We start from the raw sequence: 16,910 nt of genomic DNA, 5'->3' as shown, positions 1-16,910 counted from the left end.
AATGCCTCCGCAATGGAGGCATAAGTCGTGTTATCGAACCCTGTGATATTCGTCGGCGACACCCGGGGTCGGAACCGGCTGCGCTTTCTCTTCGGATTTCAATTCAACATCCACGATATGTACGTTAACCTCAACTACGGATAGCCCTGTCATGGTTTCGATCGCATTGCGGACGCTGTCTTGAATCAGGCGGGCAACCTCCGGAATGCGGTGTCCGTACTTCACGATAATGGAGACATCTACCGCAGCTTCTCTGGTTCCAACCTCGACGCGCACCCCGCGCGCGATGTTTTTGCGTCCCAGTCTTTCAGCGATATCGCCAACCAAGCCACCGCTCATTTGGGCAACGCCTTCGACTTCCGATGCGGCCATGCCTGCGATTACTTCCAAAACCTCGGGAGCGATCTGAATTTTTCCAAGTTCAGTTCTGTCTGTATCTGTCAGAAACTCTTCCATATTTCGCACCTCCCCTAATTTACCTTTCATTATAGCAACAAAGCCCAGTATTTACAAATTGATTACTCCTGGTCTTCCAGGTGCAGATCGTACGTTTCCAGGAATTTCGTATCGAAATGACCGCTGCGGAACACTTCGTGATCCATCATTTTCAGATGGAACGGAATCGTGGAATGAATCCCTTCCACCATGAACTCGGAGAGCGCGCGCTTCATCCGCTCGATCGCTTCTTCCCGCGTTTTTCCCCAGACGATCAGCTTGGCGATCATCGAATCGTAGTAAGGCGGAATTTGGTAGCCGCTGTAAGCTGCGCTGTCCACCCGTACGCCATAGCCGCCTGGAGGCAGGTAGTTGACGATGCGGCCTGGCGACGGCATGAAGTTTTTCACCGGATTTTCTGCGTTGATCCGGCACTCGATCGACCAGCCGTTCAGTTTCACATCAGCTTGCGTAAAGGAGAGCTTTTCGCCGCTTGCCACCAGGATTTGCTCCTTGATCAGATCAAAGCCTGTGACCATCTCCGTTACCGGATGTTCCACCTGGATGCGCGTGTTCATTTCCATGAAATAAAACTTTCCGTGCTTGTCGAGCAAAAACTCGACCGTTCCGGCGCCATGGTAATTCACCGCTTTCGCAGCCGCGACAGCCGCTTCCCCCATCTCCTGGCGCAGCTTTTTGCCAAGCGCCGGCGATGGCGCTTCCTCGATCAGTTTTTGGTGGCGACGCTGGATCGAGCAGTCGCGTTCGCCCAAGTACACGACATTGCCGTGCTTGTCGGCCATGACCTGAATCTCGACATGGCGCGGGCCTTCCACGAATTTTTCCAGATAGACGCCCGGATTGCCGAACGCGGTTTTGGCTTCATTTTGCGCAAGCCCGATCGCTTTTTCCAGCTCTTCGGCGCTGTTGGCCACGCGCATGCCGCGGCCGCCTCCGCCCGCCGTCGCCTTGACGATGACCGGATAACCGATTTGGGAGGCGATCGCAAGCGCCTCCTCGATGCTTTCAATCAGGCCGTCCGTACCTGGGACCGTCGGTACGCCCGCTTTTTTCATCGTATCCTTCGCAGTCGACTTGTCACCCATTTTGGTGATTGCTTCCGGGTCCGGACCGATGAATGTGATGTTGCAGGCCGCACAGATTTCGGCAAAGTCCGCATTCTCCGCCAAAAAGCCGTAGCCAGGGTGAATCGCGTCCGCCCCGACTTTCGTCGCCACGCTCATGATGCTCGCCATGTTCAGGTAGCTGTCCTTCGAGGCGGTCGGCCCGATGCAGTACGCCTCATCCGCCATCTTGACATGCAGCGATTCGCGGTCGGCCTCGGAATAAACGGCAACGGTCGCGATGCCCATCTCATGGCAGGCGCGAATGATCCGGACGGCGATTTCTCCACGGTTGGCAATAACGATTTTTTGAAACATGGTACTCCTCCTTTGAGCCTTCCTACGGTTTCACCAGGAAAAGCGGTTGTCCGTATTCCACGAGCTGGCCATCTTCCACCAGAACTTTCACGATCTCGCCGCTCACTTCCGCTTCGATTTCGTTGAACAGCTTCATCGCTTCCACGATGCATACCACTTTGCTCGGAGTTACTTGATCACCCACTTGGACATAGGCAGGCTTGCCCGGTTCAGAAGCGCGGTAAAACGTCCCAACCATTGGCGAAACCACTTGCAGCAAGGAAGCTTCGTCCACTGCCGCTGCGGATGCCGCAGGCTTTTCCACCGCAACCGGTGCCGGTGCAGCTTGTGCTGCTGTGACAGGTGCCGCTTCAACCACAGGTGCCGCGACTGCTGCTGGCGCTTGCGCAGGCTGCGCATATACAACGGGTGCTGCTTGCACGGCCGCACCTGTTTTTTTGATGCTCACCTTCGTTCCTTCGCTTTCCAACTCAAACTCCTGGATGGTGGACTGATCCACCAGCTTGATGATTTCTCTTATTTCATGCATTTTAAACACGCATACCACTCCTTTACAATATCAATTCCATGAGACACCGTTTCGTATCCTCAATGATTCTGTCGACTTTTCCAGTTCGCGGGTATGTACAGTCACATGTATCATGGTAGCTTTTCACATGGACAACGTCAAGAAAAAACCCACCCGGCATCAGCTTTTGCCATGCCTGGCGGGCGGGTTTTATGAAGCGGCCGGAACTGCCCCAAAAGAGAGGTTTCGGATTCGCACAACTGCGAATTGTCCGATTATGGTTTGGACTGGACGATCACGTTGTTGCCGGATACATTCATTTGCGTCTTCACGGTCGCGATGATGTCGACCACTTCTTTATTTGTCAGTTTGTCCGCCTGGACGATGACTTGCACTTTATCATTTTGCGGCAATACGACCGCATCTTTGTAGCCGCTGCCTTTCAGCAATTCTTCCAATGCGGCGGTATTGCTTTCCAGCGTGGAGAGTTCCTCATGCTTTTTCTTCGCGTCTGCATACGCTTGCGGGGACGATTTGTCGCTGCTCATGATGCTGAACTGCTCATCTTTCTGTTTAGACAGCATCGCATCGCGCTGCATTTTGTAGCCTTGGAAGAAATCGCTGGTCGTCACGCCTTGCTGCTGTGCGGCTGTCGGAGTGGAGGAAGAATCCGGCTGTGTCGCATCAGGTGTTGCTTGCGCATTCGGTGCAGTATTTCCGTTTTGCGTCGCTGTCGCGTCAGGTGCAGTCGCATCCGGCGTCGGCAGGGCAGCTGCGCCCGCGCCCGAGGCATCGATTGTCGTCGGGAGCTGGGCAGGCGTTGTTTGCGGATCTGCCGTTTGGGTATTTACATCCACGCCGAGCATCGCATCAGGCGATGTCGTCTTTTGCTCGTTCCCAAGCGCTGGCAGCTGCTCATTTGGCCCTTTCACCAAGTAATACCCGGAGAGAACCACCATCACTGCAAGCATCGTCAACAGCCATACGGTTTGTTTGCGCAACATCATTTTTCATGACCCCCTATCCCTTTTTGGGCAAAATTGAAATTTTGTATGCGGGTACATCTAGCACCTTCTGGACCGCTTCCAGAATCCAGGCCTTGATCTGGACGTTTTCTGCTCCTTTTGCAACCACCAGCACCCCCCTTACCTTAGGCTTCAATGTTTTGAGCACTACTGGCTGCTCCTGCTTGGAGTCCTTCACAACGAGGGCCTGCTCTTGCAGCGTTTGCTCGCTTTGGTTACGTGTCGCACGTTCTTTGTCGGTTTCTTGGGTTGAGGTTGTGCGGGAATCCCGGTTTTTTTCGATGACGATTTCAGGTGTCGAATCCAGATTGACCATGACCTGTACCTGGCCTACTCCGATCACCGTTTCCAAAATTTCGGCGAGCTGTGTCTCGTAGTTGTTCTCGTATTCTTTGATCCAGTCATTGCTGGCTGAACTGCCTGCTGCGACGCTCCCGGCGTGATCCTGGCCCGCTGCCGGAAGTGTTTCTTGCTGCTGCATGCTCCCCAGCCCGAGCGGTTTGTCTTTATCTGAGCCGAGAAAATCGGTGAGAATCATCAATACAGCACCGACGCCCAGCAAAATAAACAGATAGCGCATCGACGGTTTCCATTTGGCAAACATCCGGCTCCACCCCCTTTCTTCTTCTGTTTCGCCTCTATGCTGGACCCAGTCGTTACTTTTCCTCGCGGGCTTGTTCGCCTGTCACCTCCACCTGCTTGGGTGCCAGTGCCCACGACTGGGCAACGGTATCGCGAATCTGGAGGTAAAGCGGATTGGTTTGCGGTTCGGCTGCCTCTGTTTTCGGCGTCTGTGCGGCTGTAGCCGCCTGCTCTTTTCCGACCTCGATGCGCACCGGTTCGATCGGCTTGATGACCGGCGTCGACCGTTCGGCCGAGGGCTTCTCGCCTTGTTCGGCCACCACGAGATCGATGCTTGCGATCCGCGCGGCCTGGTCCTTTTTCTCGATGTTGACGGTCACTTGCGCCAGCTCGACGCCGTAGCTTTCTTTCACTTGTTCCCGGATCATGGCTTCCATCTGCTCCTGCACGTAGTGATGGGCTTGTTCATCCTGCGTGGACAAGATCCGGTTTGTCAGTCCCTTTATGTCCGAATCCGTCGCGTTGGTCATCTCCTGCTGATACCGGCTCATTTTAAGAGCGAGCTGGTCTTGTGACAGGTTGAAGATGGTAAACAGCGGAGACATGATCGTAAGCAAAATGATCAAGCCCATCACCATTTTGACGTATCGCTGCAGGTTGGTATTCGGCAGAATCAAATCCAGGAAGGCGGCGAGCAAAACGAGCAGAATGATTTTTTTCAACCAAAGCGAGAGCCACTCCACGTTTGTTCACCTACCGTATCATCATGGAAATGTTGCCTGCCGCAATCATGATCGTGATCGCCAGAAAAAACATCAGACAGACGGTTGCCAATGCGGCAAAGACAAAGAGCAAGCTTTTGCCGATCGTGCCGAGCGCCGTGATGATCGGACTGTTGCCCAGCGGCTGCAAAACCGCGGACGAAATGTTGTAAATGATCGCCAGCACCAGTATTTTCAAGGCGGGGAATGCGCAGATGATCAAGAGGATGATGACCCCGGCTAGTCCAACCGCATTTTTTACCAAAAGCGATGCGCTGATGACGGTATCGGCGGCATCCGAGAACATCCGGCCGACGACCGGGATGAAGTTGCCGGTGACGTACTTGGCCGTACGGATCGTCACGCCGTCCGTGATGGCGGAGGTTGCTCCCTGGATGCTGATCACGGCCAGAAAGATGGTCAAAAAGGAACCGAGCGCGCCCATCGCGATGTTGCGCAGCAGCGTCGCCAGCTGTGTGACCTTGTACCTGTCGGAGAACAGGCTGGCGATCGAGAGGAGCGCGGAAAAGAACAACAGCGGAAAAATGACCGTCGAGATGATCGTGCCGCTGATGTTGACCATGAAGATGATCAGCGGGTGGAACATCGCGGCAGACGCGATGTTTCCCATCGATGCGAGCAGCGCGATCACAAGCGGGATCATCGCCAGCATGAAGCCGGACATGTCGGTGATGGCGTCTTTTGCGTAGCTGATCGCGACATGGAAGCTGTTGATGGCGAGCACCATGAGCACCAAATAAGCGATCGCATAGGCGACGGTGGTGACCGTGTTGCGCTCGAAGGCATTTTGCATCGTCTCCAGTATCATCGCGAATACCGTGATGATGATGATCGAGGAGAGCAATTTGCCATTCATCAAAATTTCGTGGAAGACAAACTTGAGCATCCCTTTGGCGATGCCGGAGAAGGAGATTTGCCCATCCTGCATCAGCAGCTGGACCAAGCCTGGCGATTTGATGTCTGGCAAATAGCCCTGGTATTCCTGCAGCGTTTTTTGCCAAAACTGCTCGATTTTCTCTGTCTGGAGGTGGTCTACCTGCTCGCGAACGAGGTTCTCGACGGGATTGGCTGTGAGTGGAGCTGCAAGAGCTAGATTGCTGGGCAAGAAGAGCAAGAACAGCAAGAAGAGCAACTGGAAGATGAGAAGCCTCCCCCAACGAGACACACGTATTCCTCCTTTCGCGGGTTATGCAGGCAAGAGGCCGACAACGGTTTCGATGATGATTTGGATGATCGGAACCGCCATGACCAGAATGAGAATTTTGCCAGCCAGCTCGATCTTGGAAGCGATCGCCCCTTGTCCGGCATCGCGCGTCATCTGGGCGCCGAATTCAGCGATATAGGCGATTCCGATGATTTTGAGAATCGTTTCAAGGAATACCATGTTGAGATCGGCCTGTACGGCCAACCGTTCCAGAATGCGGATCACCACCGAAATCTTGTCGATCAGGAAGTAAAAGATGATGACGCCGCTTGCAACCGCGAGCAGAAAGGCAAACATGGGCTTCTGTTCTTTTATGACCAGCGACAGGACCGTTGCAACAAGCCCCAGTCCGACAATTTGGACGATTTCCATCCGGGCGTCCTCCTTATGCTAATTGAACAGGAATACGCGTTTGACCTCAGAGAACAGATCCCCCAGATAGTGAGCGACCATATACAGCACAATGATGAACCCGACCAGCGTCGCCCAGTGGGCAATCTCTTCCTTTCCGGACGCTTTGAGCACCGTATGGATGATCGCCGCGATAAATCCGACTCCGGCAATTTGAAAGACGGGAGTCAAGTCGAAATCCACGCTTACGCACCTCGCTTACAGCATCAAGATGACTACCAAGAGCCCGCCCAAAAAGCCAAGGCTTTTGTACATTTTTTCATACCGTTCCTTATCGCTGCGCGCCTCCTCTTCCAGCCCCTGCAAGTGGGTGATGGCCAATCGCAGATGCTTTTGCTGATCGTCGCGGTCCGAGTTGCCAAGGACCATGCCCAGTGTCAGCAAAACGTCTTTTTCCGACTTGCGCATCGCGGTCTGGCTCCAGTTTTTTTCGATGGCCTGACGCCACGATTCACTCGTGCTTTGCGGCTCATCCTCTTGCATGAGCAGCTCGGATGCGGTCAGGAACATGCGGCCGATTCCCGCGCGCATCCGCTCGCCGATCTTGGCCATCGCGCGGTGCAGCGGAGTGGCGCCATAGACGATCTCCGTCTCGAGCATCTGCAAGGAAATGATCATGGTGCGAATATCCAGCGGACGAAACGCGTAATAGCGCCCCATCTGCCAGCCTACCATCGAGCAGGAAAAGAGAATGACAGCGGCTCCAATCAGCTTGAGCATACCAGTTTCTCCTTGCTGATTTTTTCCAGGTCCCGGTTGTAGATGCCTTTGACCGTACCGGCGCCATTCGAGCGATCGAGCACGATGTAGCGGGAGAAGGCACGGTGTGTGATCAGCTTGCCGATCGTCGGCCGCTGCGCCGCTTCGGCTACGTCATGACCATGGGCCGAGCAGACGACAGCGACGCCCGCGTGAATCGCTTCCCAAATGGCTTCCGCATCTTCCGCCCTGCCGATCTCGTCGACGACCAGCACATCCGGAGACATCGAGCGGATCATCATCATCATGCCGATCGCCTTCGGGCACGCATCCAGCACATCGGTTCGCGGCCCGACATCGCGCTGCGGAATCCCTTGCAGGCAACCGGCCAGCTCCGAACGCTCGTCCACGATGCCGACTTTGCGGCTCGATGCCCATTCGCTCCCGTAGCTGAAGGCCCGGGCCAAATCACGCAAGAGCGTGGTCTTTCCGCATTGCGGCGGCGAGAGGATCAACGTGTTCTGGATTTGCCCTCCCTCAAACAAAAACGGCAGCAGCTTCTGCGAGATCCCCTTCTTCTCCCGGGCAATCCGAATATTGAAGCTGGTGATCTCCTTGATGGCCTTCACTTCCCCGTGATCCAGCACCACCTTGCCCGCGATGCCGACCCGATGCCCGCCCGTAACCGTGATGTAGCCGCGTCTAAGCTCCTCTTCCAATGCATATAGCGAGTGCTGGGTCAGCTGGTTCATCAGCTTCACGACCAGCTCTTCTGTCACGAGAAACCCGTGCCGCGAATTGGCTGTAAGCTGACCTGCCGGCGTGATATAGCTGGCCTGCTGCCCAAAGCGAATTTCCAGCGGCTGCTGCTGTCGCAATCGTATCTCTTCCAGGTGTTCACGGACGGCAGGGGGCAGAGAAGACAAGAGTGTACGGATGGGACCTGGCATGAGCCCTACGATTTCTTTCATAGATTCACCCCTTTGTCCACTTTGACTTACCACAATCCTATGCTCGGCCTATTCTGTTTTATGCCAAAAAAGAAGAGATGGGACGCAGCCGCTTTTGCTAGGGAACAGAGGGGGAGGAAATGAAAAAACGCCTGGCCGCACCGGATGCGATTCCGGTGAAACCAGGCGTGCTGTGTAACGTTAAGACGGGTTGATTGCGGGAGCTTGGCGCATATTTTGCGCGTATATGTAGGAATCCTCGCTATCATCGAGATCATAGTAGTCTTGGTCGCGTCCCTCTATGACAAAATCATCGTCATCGACATCCTCATACAAGTCTTCATCATCGTAGACGAACCATTCCAGATTGCCCAAATCGCAATCGACAGCCTCGACATAGGATTCCGCTTCTTCCATTCGCAGCTGCAAGGTTTTCAGCTCGACGTGAAGCTCATCGAGAAGCGTAACCATCTCGCTGATAATGCGCCCCTCCTTGCTGTTCTCTCCAACCTCCAGCCCATCTGTCAAGCCTTGAAGATACGCAATGCGTTTTGCCAACGACTCCATCGTGATCCTCCTTCCATGCTGTCTTTCGTAGTGTGTCCGTTTCAGGAAGGAATATCATCGCAAATCAGGTAAACGCACGAGCATATTGCACCAAGACCGGTTGCTCAGCCCGCAGCGTTTTCGCCGCATGAAGCGGCCAGTACGGATTGCGCAGCAGCTCCCGTCCGAGAAAGACCAAATCCGCCTGCTCCAGGCTGACGACCGCTTCCGCAAGCTCCGGCGTGGTGATTTTGCCGACAGCGCCGGTCGCGATGCCGGCCTCCTTGCGAATCCGCGCCGCCAAAGGAACCTGGTAGCCGGGAAAATCGCGAATCGGGAAGGGGACGACCGCTCCGGAAGACGCGTCAACCAGTGTGACGCATCCGGCTTGTGCAGCGCGCTCGCCCGCTTCCCGAAATTTGTCCACGATTCCCTGCAGCTCTGGAACCGAGAGTGCGCGCGGCTGGGCGTATTTTTCCGAAAGGAGCATTTGCAAAGCCGAAGCATGGTCGAAGCGTCATTTTCGCACGCCGACGAAGATGAGGGTAATTCCTGCAAAAATCCACACCATTTTCCACAGATTCAATCGATCCGCCATGCCAAGCAAGCCGATGGCCGTCGTCGAAAGCAGGATGAGCGGCCCGACGATCGCCAAACCGGAATTGATCACCAGCGCTTTTTCCACCTGGTTTACCTTTAAGATGAGCAAGGCTGCCACGATTTCGATCGATCCCGATAAGATCCGCAGTGCCGCCATCCCGAGAACGGCTTTTTCCCACATGCGCGTCCCTCCTTTAGGACAACTCTATGACCAGGGATCACGTAATAGTCCTTTCTGCTGTTGGGCAAAGGCCCACCCTGCCGTTCTTCACTCCCAAGGCTCGTTCGGCATAGACTAAAGCGAATGCCTAGCAGAAATGGGGAGACCGCATGAAAGGAAACGAAACACCATTCTGGCCAGCCAGCTGGCTTGACCCCTCGGGGATTCGCGCTGATAAGCCGCGCACAACCGGCATTACGATGGTGATTGACAAAGGACTAGGGCTCCGGGCTGCGCATGACTGCATCCAAACCGCAAGTCCCTATATGGATGTGTATAAAATCGGCTTTGGCACCTCGGTGCTGTATCCGTTTGAACAGCTTCAGCAAAAAGTGGAGCTGGCGAAAGCAAACCAGCTCCACGTCATGCCCGGCGGCACTTTTTTTGAAATATGCTGCGCGCAGGCGCCGCTGGAAAGCTACCTGGCCCGCATGAAAGCGATCGGCTTCAACGCGCTGGAAATATCGGACGGTACCCTTCCGCTCACCAAAGACCAGCGCCACCGCGCCATCTCATTTGCCGCGGAGGCAGGCTTCACCGTATATTCCGAATTCGGTAAAAAAACGAGCGATTACAAAGCCGACATCAATCAACTGCTGGAGACATTGGAAGCCGATCTGTATGCAGGCGCTTCCTACGTGATCGTCGAAGCGCGCGAAAGCGGCAATGTCGGCGTTTTTTCCGAATCGGGCGAAATGGACACGGATTTTTTGCACCAAGTGACCGGACTTGCGGGAGAACAAGCGAAGCGGCTCATTTGGGAAGCGCCGCAAAAACATCAGCAAGTCGCCATGCTGCAAGAACTCGGTCTGGATGTGAATCTGGGAAACATCGCCCCTGCTGAAATTCTGTCGCTGGAGGCTCTGCGCCGTGGACTGCGCGGTGATACGACGGTCTGCGTATTGACTGGGAGGAGATGAATTCCATGAAGCTTGAGGTGGTCAGCACCGTAGAAGAAATCCGCAGCGACCAGATCAACAATCGAACGGTGATTGTCATCGATGTCTTGCGGGCGTCCACGACAATCGTCACGGCGTTGGCGAACGGTTTCCCTTCTGTGATCCCTGTCGAGACGATCGGTCAGGCGAATTTGCTGAAAGGCAGCCGGACGATCTTGGTCGGCGAACGCCATTGCAAAAAAATCGCGGACTTCGATTATAACAACTCCCCTACCGCCCTTTGCCAAGCGGAGAAAAAAGACGCCGATGTCATTCTGACCACCACGAACGGCACGAGGGCCATCCAGAAAGCGGAACGGGCACAGCCGCTGTTGATCGGATGCTTCCTCAATGCAACGGCTTGCATCCGCCACGCACTATCCTTCCATCAAGACATCACGCTGTTTTGTGCCGGCACTCGCCAGGAATTCGCGCTAGAAGACGGGCTGGCCGCAGGATTGATGGCGCATTTGGCCAAACGCATCACCCCGGCGCTGCACACGAACGATCTCGCCGAATTGATGCACCTCGCCTATTTGCAGACTGCCCCCGCGCTCGCGCAGTGTCTGCGAACCACCACGACCGGCAAACGGCTGGTGCAGCACAACTTTGCCAATGACATCGACTTCTGCGCACAGGTCGACCACTATCAATTGGTACCCATTGTCAAGGAGGGGCGCATACTTCCGTACCTTGTCTCATAAAAATGATAGAAAAACGGGACAGGGGTTTGATGCACATGCAGTGGTTGTCGGGTGAAATCATGCTCGTGATCTTAATAATCGTGGGACTGATCGGGCGTTCACCCATTATCGCCACGGCCGCCAGCATCCTGCTTGTGATGAAGCTCACCTCATTGGAACGATTCTTTCCAACCATGGAACGGCGCGGACTTGAGCTGGGTCTGTTGTTTCTGACGGTGGCCGTACTGGTTCCATTCGCCTCGGAAAAGATCAGCTGGAAAGACATCACGCCGCTGTTCACGACGGTTGTCGGGATTCTTGCATTGGCAGGAGGGGCGCTCGCCACCTATATGAATGGCAAAGGGCTGGATATGCTGCGGAGCGAGCCGCACCTCATCGTCGGTTTGGTGATCGGCTCGATCATCGGGATTGTTTTTTTTCGGGGCATACCGGTGGGGCCACTGATGGCAGCTGGAATTACCGCTTTTCTGTTTAAGCTGTTTTATTTGTTCAAGTAAAAACCCCGGCTGATCGCCAGGGTTTTTTTGCTGCCATGTTGAATTATGCGCGAGAAACGTAAGCTTCTGTACGGGTATCGATGATCAGGACGTCGTCGATTTCCACGAAGAGCGGAACGTTGACAACGAAGCCGGTTTCCAATGTCGCTTTTTTGGTTGCGCCTGTTGCTGTATCGCCTTTAATGCCTGGCTCACATTCAACAACTTTCAACTCAACGCTGTTTGGCAATTGAATCCCGATCACTTCGCCATTGTAGGACATGATTTGCACGTTCATGTTTTCTTTCAGGAACTGCAATTCACGCTCGATTTGCTTGCGGGTAAACGTGATTTGCTCATACGTTTCCGTGTTCATGAACGTATATTCGTCGCCGCTGCCATACAGGTATTGCATCTTATCGTTCTCAATACGCGCCGGGCTAACTTTTTCGCCGCCGCGGAAAGTCATTTCCGTCACGTTGCCGTTACGCATGTTGCGCAGTTTGGAACGCACGAACGCTGCGCCCTTACCAGGTTTTACATGCTGAAATTCCAGAACTTGGAAAATGTTGCCTTCCACTTCAATTGTCAAACCGGTGCGAAAATCGTTTACAGAAATCATCGTAGGCCCCCTAACAATCTATAACACAAGTATTATAAATTACACTGGTAAAATGAGCAACTCTTTCGTGGACTTGGTGATGATTTCACAACCAGTCTCCGTAATCAGCACATCATCCTCGATGCGGACGCCGCCCAGATCGGACACATAGATGCCCGGTTCCACCGTCACCATCATGCCTGGCTTCAGCACCATGTCGCTTACTTTCGACAGCGAAGGCTGCTCATGTACCTCAAGGCCAATGCCATGGCCGGTCGAGTGTCCGTACGCTTCACCGTATCCAGCCGCTTCGATAATATCGCGCGTCAACGCATCCGCTTCTTTTCCGGTCATGCCGGCGCGAATGTTCTGCACGCCGTTGAGCTGTGCGCGCAGGACGATCTCATAGATTTCCTTCATTTTATCGCTCGGCTCGCCAACGGCAAGCGTGCGTGTAATGTCGGACACATAGCCTTTGTACAGCGCGCCGAAATCGAGCGTGACCATATCGCCCTTCTCGATCACTTTGGAACTCGCGACGCCATGCGGCAGGGCGCCGCGCACGCCGGATGCGACGATGATGTCAAACGACGAGGAGGTGGCACCCTGCTTGCGCATGTAGAACTCCAGCTCCATCGCAACCTGCAGCTCGCTGATGCCCGGCTTGATGAACGTGGCGATGTGCGCGTAAGCATCATCTGCAATGCACGCAGCGGTGCGGATCATGGACACTTCCTGCTCGGTTTTGATCATGCGCATTTCTTCGACAATCCCTGCTGTCGGTACAAGCTCGACGCCTTCCAGCGCCTTGGACCAGTCATCAAACGTCCCGTACGAAACGTGTTGCTTTTCAAAGCCCAGCCGCTTGATGCCAAGCTCCTTGACTTGCGCGGCAATCGCCTTGATCATCGAACGATCGTTGTTGACGATCTCAAAGCCTGCAGCCTGCTCTGTCGCTTGATCGATGTAGCGGAAATCGGTGATGAATTTGGCTGCTTTGCCCGAAACGAGCACGGTTCCGGTCGATCCGGTAAATCCGCTGAGATAGCGGCGGTTTGCTGTATGATCGGTGAGGAAACCATCGATGTGATGCTTGGAAAACGATTCACGCAATTGTTCAAGACGCTGTGTCATTCGTGCCCTCTCCCTTATTTCTTTTTATTTTTTTCTAAACGGCGGACCATCGCGCGCAGCGCCCACTCGTATCCGTCGCTTCCCAGACCGACGATTTGGCCAACCGTTACAGCGGAAATAACGGAATGATGGCGAAATTCTTCTCTGGCATGAACGTTTGAAATATGTACCTCAATCGTCGGGAGCTGCACCGTAGCGATCGCATCGCGGATTGCATAACTATAATGTGTGAACGCCCCCGGATTGATGATGATTCCGTCATGGACGCCCCAAGCGGAATGAATCGCGTCAATGATAACGCCTTCATGATTGGACTGGACATGTGTAAGCGTCCCCCCCAACTCAGCCATCACCTTTTCCGCGTGCCCCACAATGTCGGATAGTGTCTCGCTGCCGTATATATGCGGCTCACGCTTGCCCAGCATGTTCAAGTTGGGCCCGTTAATCAGCAGAACGGATGCCATAATGCCCCTCCAATAAAAAGTTTTTATTGGGGTTTATTTTACCATAGCCAGGAAACCATTGAACAGGCTTCATTCCATATCCAGTTTTTCTGCTGATACGCTCATCCCGATGAACATGCCCAGCGATAAAAACCATGTCAGCTCCGTGCTGAGCGTGTTGACGGTCCAATGCGCCAGATGAAAGAAAAAACCGAACAAAATGAACCAGAGAAGTCCGTACAGGATTCCGCCCCACCACAAATGCACGCGGGAAAACACCACCGCATACAACAGCGTGGCAACCAGAGAAAACACGACCAAGACGATAAAGCCGACCAGTATGCCTGGCAACGAATTTTCGGACCCCATGCCGACAATCACGCGGGAAAAAGCGCGTACACCATATGGCGTGAAGGAAAAATAGTTGGCGACCATGCGGGCGAATCCCCAGATGACGGCGCCCCAGAAGGCAATCTCCGCCATTTTTAGCCACCCAATCGGTTTTGTTTCCACATGCTGTCTCAAATCATCCACCTCCGTAACGAATCAGGGGCTGTTACGTTAGTAGTATGTTCCTCCTTTTCCCTTTCAAAACCACAAAACCGCCTTTCTGGGTTCACTGGCATCTGTCGGTAGCAGGCGGCGCAAATTTGCGCTACAATAGGAAGAGAAGGAAGGTGAATGTTCTTGTCCCAACAAAACGTCCCCAGCTACGGAGGCCAAGCCGTCATCGAAGGTGTCATGTTCGGCGGGAAAAGCATTACGGTCACGGCTGTCCGTAAAAAGAACCAGGAGATTGAGTATTTTGAAGCACCTCGCACATCGAAAGCGTGGCTAACCCCTCTGAAAAAAATCCCGTTTATTCGCGGCATCGTCGGATTGATTGAAGCCAGCGCAAACGGTGCAAAGCATATGAACTTTGCCTCCGAGCGCTACAGCATGGAATCGGATGAACCCCAGGAGAATAAAGGCCCTTCCAAGCTGACTCTGATTCTTGGCGTAGCGGTCGTCGGCGTCCTGTCGTTTCTATTTGGCAAACTGGCCTTTACGGTCTTGCCCGCGATCATCGCCGACTTTTTGTTCGGCAAGTGGGTGCCTTCCGGATTTTATCAAAACCTCGTGGAAGGCGGCATCAAGATCGTTCTGCTGCTTGGCTATATCCTCGCCATCGCGCAAGCTCCTTTGATCAAACGGCTGTTTCAATATCACGGTGCTGAGCATAAAGTGATTAACGCGTTTGAAGCCGGGGTAGAATTGACAGTAAAAAACGTACAAAAATTTTCCGCCCTGCACTATCGTTGCGGAAGCAGCTTTCTTATCTTTACGGTGCTGGTCGGGGTGGTCGTTTACTCGCTATTCGACTACACAACACTATGGGAACGCGTGATTCAGCGGATCATCCTTTTGCCGGCAGTAATCGGCCTTTCCTATGAGGTGCTGCAGCTGACCAACAAGGTGAGAGACATCCCGGTTTTGCGTTTCCTTGGTTACCCGGGGCTGTGGCTGCAAAAAATCACAACCCGCGAGCCGGATGACAGCCAGGTCGAGGTGGCCATCGCCGCCTTTGACGCGATGCGTGAACGTGACCAGCAAGTTGCTTCAGGAAATGTAGCCACGACTGGTTAAATCGATATTACACATTGAGGTGAAGCCCATGCCGAAGCGTTTTCTCCCATATTCTCTTATGGTAGTGCTGCTGTTGCTTGCAGCGTTTGGATTTGCTTTCAGGCTGTATACAAACCCGATCAACACGCTTCTCGTCATCGGGTTGGCCGCGATCGTCCTGTTCTTTGTGAATCAGTATCTCAAGACAGGCCGTTTTCTGCCGAACGCACGTACGCCCAAAAAACCGGCTGAAAAAGCAGCATCGAAAACAGCAAAACGGCATTCGCACACCCCTAGAAAACAATATCCTTTCCAAGTGATTGAAGGACAAAAAGGCAAGGCGAAAAACAAAGAGAAAGTAAAGGATGGCAACTTTCCTCAATAAACGTTAGAAAACCTGGCTACGCCAAGCTTTTTGGCGGGGCCGCGGTTGCACTTATACTGGATAAGAATTTTATAAATTCTTATCTGTATAAAAAAAGAGCTACCTCGACGATCGGGGTAGCTCTTTTACTGATGGTTGCGATACTGTTTGCAATACTCTTCGAAATCCCATGTCAGAAAAAACGCTTTCGTCGCGGCCTTTCCCGACTCGTACAGCAGTTCCTTCTGTTCCTGGCTAATCTGGAACTGGGTGGCCTTGATCTTGAAGGTGGGGATGAAAATCGTCCGTACCGCGTCCGGCTTTTTTACGTACACCTGGTCTTGCGCATCGAGCATGGTGGTCACCACCGCTTTCGTATAGCTGATCAACCCCCTGATCGGCTGCGGATCAGCGAGTGACTGCTCATCGCCAAAGCGGAAGCCGAACGTGGGCCAGCGCGGCGTACCCGGCACGTCGAACAACCAGATCGGGTAATTGCTGAGCAGACCGCCGTCTACGATATAGTGGGTCACGCCTTCTGCAGCCAGCTTCACCGGCTCGAAATAATACGGGATGCTGCAGCTCATCTGCACGGCTTTGGCAATCGGCAGCTTCTGGGGTTCGATGCCAAACTGGGCGATATCGTCGGGAAATATTAGCATCTTGCCGGAAGTGACGTCCGAAGCGATAATTCGCAGCTTGTCGCGCGGCAAATCGCCAAACGTTTGCATGCCTTTTAGCTTGAGCAGCTGTCCGATGAACGCTTCGATCCGGCTGCTTGGATGCATCCCTTTTGTCAATAGCAGCTGAAGACCAGCCCCAACCAACGGAATTTTGGCCAATCCCCTTCGAGCGACGAGCATCAGGTAATTCAGCTTGAAGAAAATCGGCACCATTTCTTCACTTCGGTATCCGGCGGCAAGCAATGCGGCCACTATGGAACCCGCAGAGGTGCCGGCAAGCTTTTCCCAACTGTATCCCCTTGCTTCCATCTCCGCGATCGCGCCGAGAAACCCAAGCGCCTTGACGCCTCCCCCTTCAAAAACACCATCGGCTTTCATGACGGCGCCCCCTCCCTTTCCTACATATATAGAAGGAGGACATTTTGTTTTAGAACAAAAACCATGTCGTTCGCAGCCATCGTTTCCGCGAAAAGCAAAATCCCCTCCGACCGCCGTATCAAGTGCACGCACCATGTTTCCATGAATGCGTCTTGCAACAGCAGCGTGAGGGGAAATCCG

24 protein-coding genes are annotated in these 16,910 nt (G+C 53.7%); 5 read left to right on the top strand and 19 right to left on the bottom strand.

Annotation, left to right across the window (positions count from 1 at the left end; genetic code table 11):
* Nucleotides 1-30: 30 nt before the first annotated feature.
* The 14 genes from ACTID9_RS12785 to ACTID9_RS12720 form a co-directional block, all read right to left on the bottom strand.
* Entirely contained in the window at nt 31-456 is a 426-nt protein-coding gene (locus ACTID9_RS12785) for an Asp23/Gls24 family envelope stress response protein (RefSeq protein ID WP_441071685.1), read from the bottom strand.
* A 62-nt stretch (nt 457-518) separates the two neighbouring features.
* Nucleotides 519-1,877, bottom strand: coding sequence for an acetyl-CoA carboxylase biotin carboxylase subunit (gene accC, locus ACTID9_RS12780; protein ID WP_441071683.1), 1,359 nt, complete (start codon nt 1,875-1,877; stop codon nt 519-521).
* A gap of 22 nt (nt 1,878-1,899) precedes the next feature.
* Nucleotides 1,900-2,415 (bottom strand): acetyl-CoA carboxylase biotin carboxyl carrier protein, encoded by a 516-nt coding sequence (gene accB / locus ACTID9_RS12775; protein WP_441071681.1) that lies wholly within the window; start codon nt 2,413-2,415, stop codon nt 1,900-1,902.
* 245 nt (nt 2,416-2,660) lie between these two features.
* Nucleotides 2,661-3,392, bottom strand: coding sequence for a SpoIIIAH-like family protein (locus ACTID9_RS12770; protein WP_441071679.1), 732 nt, complete (start codon nt 3,390-3,392; stop codon nt 2,661-2,663).
* A 13-nt stretch (nt 3,393-3,405) separates the two neighbouring features.
* Nucleotides 3,406-4,014, bottom strand: a complete 609-nt coding sequence (gene spoIIIAG / locus ACTID9_RS12765) for a stage III sporulation protein AG (RefSeq protein WP_441071677.1) — start codon at nt 4,012-4,014, stop codon at nt 3,406-3,408.
* A 52-nt stretch (nt 4,015-4,066) separates the two neighbouring features.
* Nucleotides 4,067-4,735 (bottom strand): stage III sporulation protein AF, encoded by a 669-nt coding sequence (gene spoIIIAF / locus ACTID9_RS12760; RefSeq protein WP_441071675.1) that lies wholly within the window; start codon nt 4,733-4,735, stop codon nt 4,067-4,069.
* 10 nt (nt 4,736-4,745) lie between these two features.
* Complete coding sequence (gene spoIIIAE / locus ACTID9_RS12755; protein WP_441071673.1) at nt 4,746-5,939, bottom strand: stage III sporulation protein AE; 1,194 nt, start codon at nt 5,937-5,939, stop codon at nt 4,746-4,748.
* 21 nt (nt 5,940-5,960) lie between these two features.
* Nucleotides 5,961-6,350 (bottom strand): stage III sporulation protein AD, encoded by a 390-nt coding sequence (spoIIIAD, locus tag ACTID9_RS12750; protein ID WP_122920831.1) that lies wholly within the window; start codon nt 6,348-6,350, stop codon nt 5,961-5,963.
* An 18-nt stretch (nt 6,351-6,368) separates the two neighbouring features.
* Nucleotides 6,369-6,572: a stage III sporulation protein AC gene (gene spoIIIAC / locus ACTID9_RS12745; RefSeq protein ID WP_122920832.1), complete on the bottom strand. Its 204-nt coding sequence runs from the start codon at nt 6,570-6,572 to the stop codon at nt 6,369-6,371.
* Between the two features lie 15 nt (nt 6,573-6,587).
* On the bottom strand, nt 6,588-7,109 hold the full coding sequence (spoIIIAB, locus tag ACTID9_RS12740) for a stage III sporulation protein SpoIIIAB (protein WP_441071669.1): 522 nt from the start codon (nt 7,107-7,109) through the stop codon (nt 6,588-6,590).
* Nucleotides 7,097-8,059, bottom strand: a complete 963-nt coding sequence (gene spoIIIAA / locus ACTID9_RS12735; RefSeq protein ID WP_441071667.1) for a stage III sporulation protein AA — start codon at nt 8,057-8,059, stop codon at nt 7,097-7,099. Before spoIIIAA ends, spoIIIAB begins: the two co-directional genes overlap by 13 nt.
* 180 nt (nt 8,060-8,239) lie before the next feature.
* Nucleotides 8,240-8,605, bottom strand: a complete 366-nt coding sequence (locus tag ACTID9_RS12730) for a CD1247 N-terminal domain-containing protein (protein WP_441071665.1) — start codon at nt 8,603-8,605, stop codon at nt 8,240-8,242.
* Between the two features lie 64 nt (nt 8,606-8,669).
* Nucleotides 8,670-9,011, bottom strand: a complete 342-nt coding sequence (locus ACTID9_RS12725; RefSeq protein ID WP_441071663.1) for an oxidoreductase — start codon at nt 9,009-9,011, stop codon at nt 8,670-8,672.
* 90 nt (nt 9,012-9,101) lie between these two features.
* Nucleotides 9,102-9,365, bottom strand: a complete 264-nt coding sequence (locus ACTID9_RS12720) for a YqhV family protein (protein ID WP_441071661.1) — start codon at nt 9,363-9,365, stop codon at nt 9,102-9,104.
* A 149-nt stretch (nt 9,366-9,514) separates the two neighbouring features.
* Here ACTID9_RS12720 and ACTID9_RS12715 point away from each other — a divergent pair, with 149 nt between their 5' ends.
* The 3 genes from ACTID9_RS12715 to ACTID9_RS12705 are packed head-to-tail and all read left to right on the top strand — an operon-like array spanning nt 9,515 to nt 11,543.
* Nucleotides 9,515-10,324 carry a phosphosulfolactate synthase gene (locus tag ACTID9_RS12715; RefSeq protein WP_441071659.1) on the top strand — a complete coding sequence of 270 codons (810 nt, stop codon included), beginning with the start codon at nt 9,515-9,517 and terminating at the stop codon, nt 10,322-10,324.
* Nucleotides 10,325-10,329: 5 nt separating this feature from the next.
* Complete coding sequence (locus ACTID9_RS12710; RefSeq protein WP_441071657.1) at nt 10,330-11,046, top strand: 2-phosphosulfolactate phosphatase; 717 nt, start codon at nt 10,330-10,332, stop codon at nt 11,044-11,046.
* 35 nt (nt 11,047-11,081) lie between these two features.
* Nucleotides 11,082-11,543 carry a DUF441 domain-containing protein gene (locus tag ACTID9_RS12705; protein WP_441071655.1) on the top strand — a complete coding sequence of 154 codons (462 nt, stop codon included), beginning with the start codon at nt 11,082-11,084 and terminating at the stop codon, nt 11,541-11,543.
* Nucleotides 11,544-11,586: 43 nt separating this feature from the next.
* On the opposite strand, the gene efp is transcribed toward ACTID9_RS12705, so the two are convergent.
* The 4 genes from efp to ACTID9_RS12685 all read right to left on the bottom strand — a co-directional run bounded on the left by efp (nt 11,587) and on the right by ACTID9_RS12685 (nt 14,225).
* Nucleotides 11,587-12,144 (bottom strand): elongation factor P, encoded by a 558-nt coding sequence (efp, locus tag ACTID9_RS12700; protein WP_441071653.1) that lies wholly within the window; start codon nt 12,142-12,144, stop codon nt 11,587-11,589.
* Nucleotides 12,145-12,183: 39 nt separating this feature from the next.
* Nucleotides 12,184-13,257 (bottom strand): M24 family metallopeptidase, encoded by a 1,074-nt coding sequence (locus ACTID9_RS12695; protein WP_441071650.1) that lies wholly within the window; start codon nt 13,255-13,257, stop codon nt 12,184-12,186.
* A 14-nt stretch (nt 13,258-13,271) separates the two neighbouring features.
* Nucleotides 13,272-13,721 carry a type II 3-dehydroquinate dehydratase gene (gene aroQ / locus ACTID9_RS12690; RefSeq protein WP_354092230.1) on the bottom strand — a complete coding sequence of 150 codons (450 nt, stop codon included), beginning with the start codon at nt 13,719-13,721 and terminating at the stop codon, nt 13,272-13,274.
* A gap of 69 nt (nt 13,722-13,790) precedes the next feature.
* A complete protein-coding gene (locus tag ACTID9_RS12685; protein WP_441071648.1) occupies nt 13,791-14,225 on the bottom strand; it encodes a YqhR family membrane protein in 435 nt (144 codons plus the stop codon).
* A 162-nt stretch (nt 14,226-14,387) separates the two neighbouring features.
* Here ACTID9_RS12685 and ACTID9_RS12680 point away from each other — a divergent pair, with 162 nt between their 5' ends.
* Together ACTID9_RS12680 and ACTID9_RS12675 are read left to right on the top strand one after the other, a co-directional pair.
* On the top strand, nt 14,388-15,326 hold the full coding sequence (locus tag ACTID9_RS12680; protein WP_441072571.1) for a DUF1385 domain-containing protein: 939 nt from the start codon (nt 14,388-14,390) through the stop codon (nt 15,324-15,326).
* Between the two features lie 28 nt (nt 15,327-15,354).
* Nucleotides 15,355-15,690, top strand: a complete 336-nt coding sequence (locus ACTID9_RS12675; protein ID WP_441071646.1) for a hypothetical protein — start codon at nt 15,355-15,357, stop codon at nt 15,688-15,690.
* A 125-nt stretch (nt 15,691-15,815) separates the two neighbouring features.
* On the opposite strand, the gene ACTID9_RS12670 is transcribed toward ACTID9_RS12675, so the two are convergent.
* The gene (locus ACTID9_RS12670; protein ID WP_441071644.1) at nt 15,816-16,730 is read right to left on the bottom strand and encodes a patatin-like phospholipase family protein; all 915 of its coding nucleotides are present in this window, start codon (nt 16,728-16,730) and stop codon (nt 15,816-15,818) included.
* Nucleotides 16,731-16,910 lie beyond the last annotated feature (180 nt).

Origin of the sequence: Brevibacillus fluminis, assembly GCF_052072235.1 — a bacterium.
Classification (GTDB): Bacteria; Bacillota; Bacilli; order Brevibacillales; family Brevibacillaceae; genus Brevibacillus_D; species Brevibacillus_D fluminis_A.
The sequence above is the reverse complement of the archived record's forward strand: the minus strand, read 5'-3'. Positions and strand labels throughout refer to the sequence as shown.

Coding starts and splice junctions, on each gene's coding strand:
- ACTID9_RS12785 (WP_441071685.1), bottom strand. CDS start 456: ATGGAAGAGTTTCTGACAGATACAGACAGAACTGAACTTGGAAAAATT.
- accC (WP_441071683.1), bottom strand. CDS start 1,877: ATGTTTCAAAAAATCGTTATTGCCAACCGTGGAGAAATCGCCGTCCGG.
- ACTID9_RS12770 (WP_441071679.1), bottom strand. CDS start 3,392: ATGATGTTGCGCAAACAAACCGTATGGCTGTTGACGATGCTTGCAGTG.
- spoIIIAG (WP_441071677.1), bottom strand. CDS start 4,014: ATGTTTGCCAAATGGAAACCGTCGATGCGCTATCTGTTTATTTTGCTG.
- spoIIIAD (WP_122920831.1), bottom strand. CDS start 6,350: ATGGAAATCGTCCAAATTGTCGGACTGGGGCTTGTTGCAACGGTCCTG.
- spoIIIAB (WP_441071669.1), bottom strand. CDS start 7,109: ATGCTCAAGCTGATTGGAGCCGCTGTCATTCTCTTTTCCTGCTCGATG.
- spoIIIAA (WP_441071667.1), bottom strand. CDS start 8,059: ATGAAAGAAATCGTAGGGCTCATGCCAGGTCCCATCCGTACACTCTTG.
- ACTID9_RS12730 (WP_441071665.1), bottom strand. CDS start 8,605: ATGGAGTCGTTGGCAAAACGCATTGCGTATCTTCAAGGCTTGACAGAT.
- ACTID9_RS12720 (WP_441071661.1), bottom strand. CDS start 9,365: ATGTGGGAAAAAGCCGTTCTCGGGATGGCGGCACTGCGGATCTTATCG.
- ACTID9_RS12715 (WP_441071659.1), top strand. CDS start 9,515: ATGAAAGGAAACGAAACACCATTCTGGCCAGCCAGCTGGCTTGACCCC.
- ACTID9_RS12710 (WP_441071657.1), top strand. CDS start 10,330: ATGAAGCTTGAGGTGGTCAGCACCGTAGAAGAAATCCGCAGCGACCAG.
- ACTID9_RS12705 (WP_441071655.1), top strand. CDS start 11,082: ATGCAGTGGTTGTCGGGTGAAATCATGCTCGTGATCTTAATAATCGTG.
- efp (WP_441071653.1), bottom strand. CDS start 12,144: ATGATTTCTGTAAACGATTTTCGCACCGGTTTGACAATTGAAGTGGAA.
- ACTID9_RS12695 (WP_441071650.1), bottom strand. CDS start 13,257: ATGACACAGCGTCTTGAACAATTGCGTGAATCGTTTTCCAAGCATCAC.
- aroQ (WP_354092230.1), bottom strand. CDS start 13,721: ATGGCATCCGTTCTGCTGATTAACGGGCCCAACTTGAACATGCTGGGC.
- ACTID9_RS12675 (WP_441071646.1), top strand. CDS start 15,355: ATGCCGAAGCGTTTTCTCCCATATTCTCTTATGGTAGTGCTGCTGTTG.
- ACTID9_RS12670 (WP_441071644.1), bottom strand. CDS start 16,730: ATGAAAGCCGATGGTGTTTTTGAAGGGGGAGGCGTCAAGGCGCTTGGG.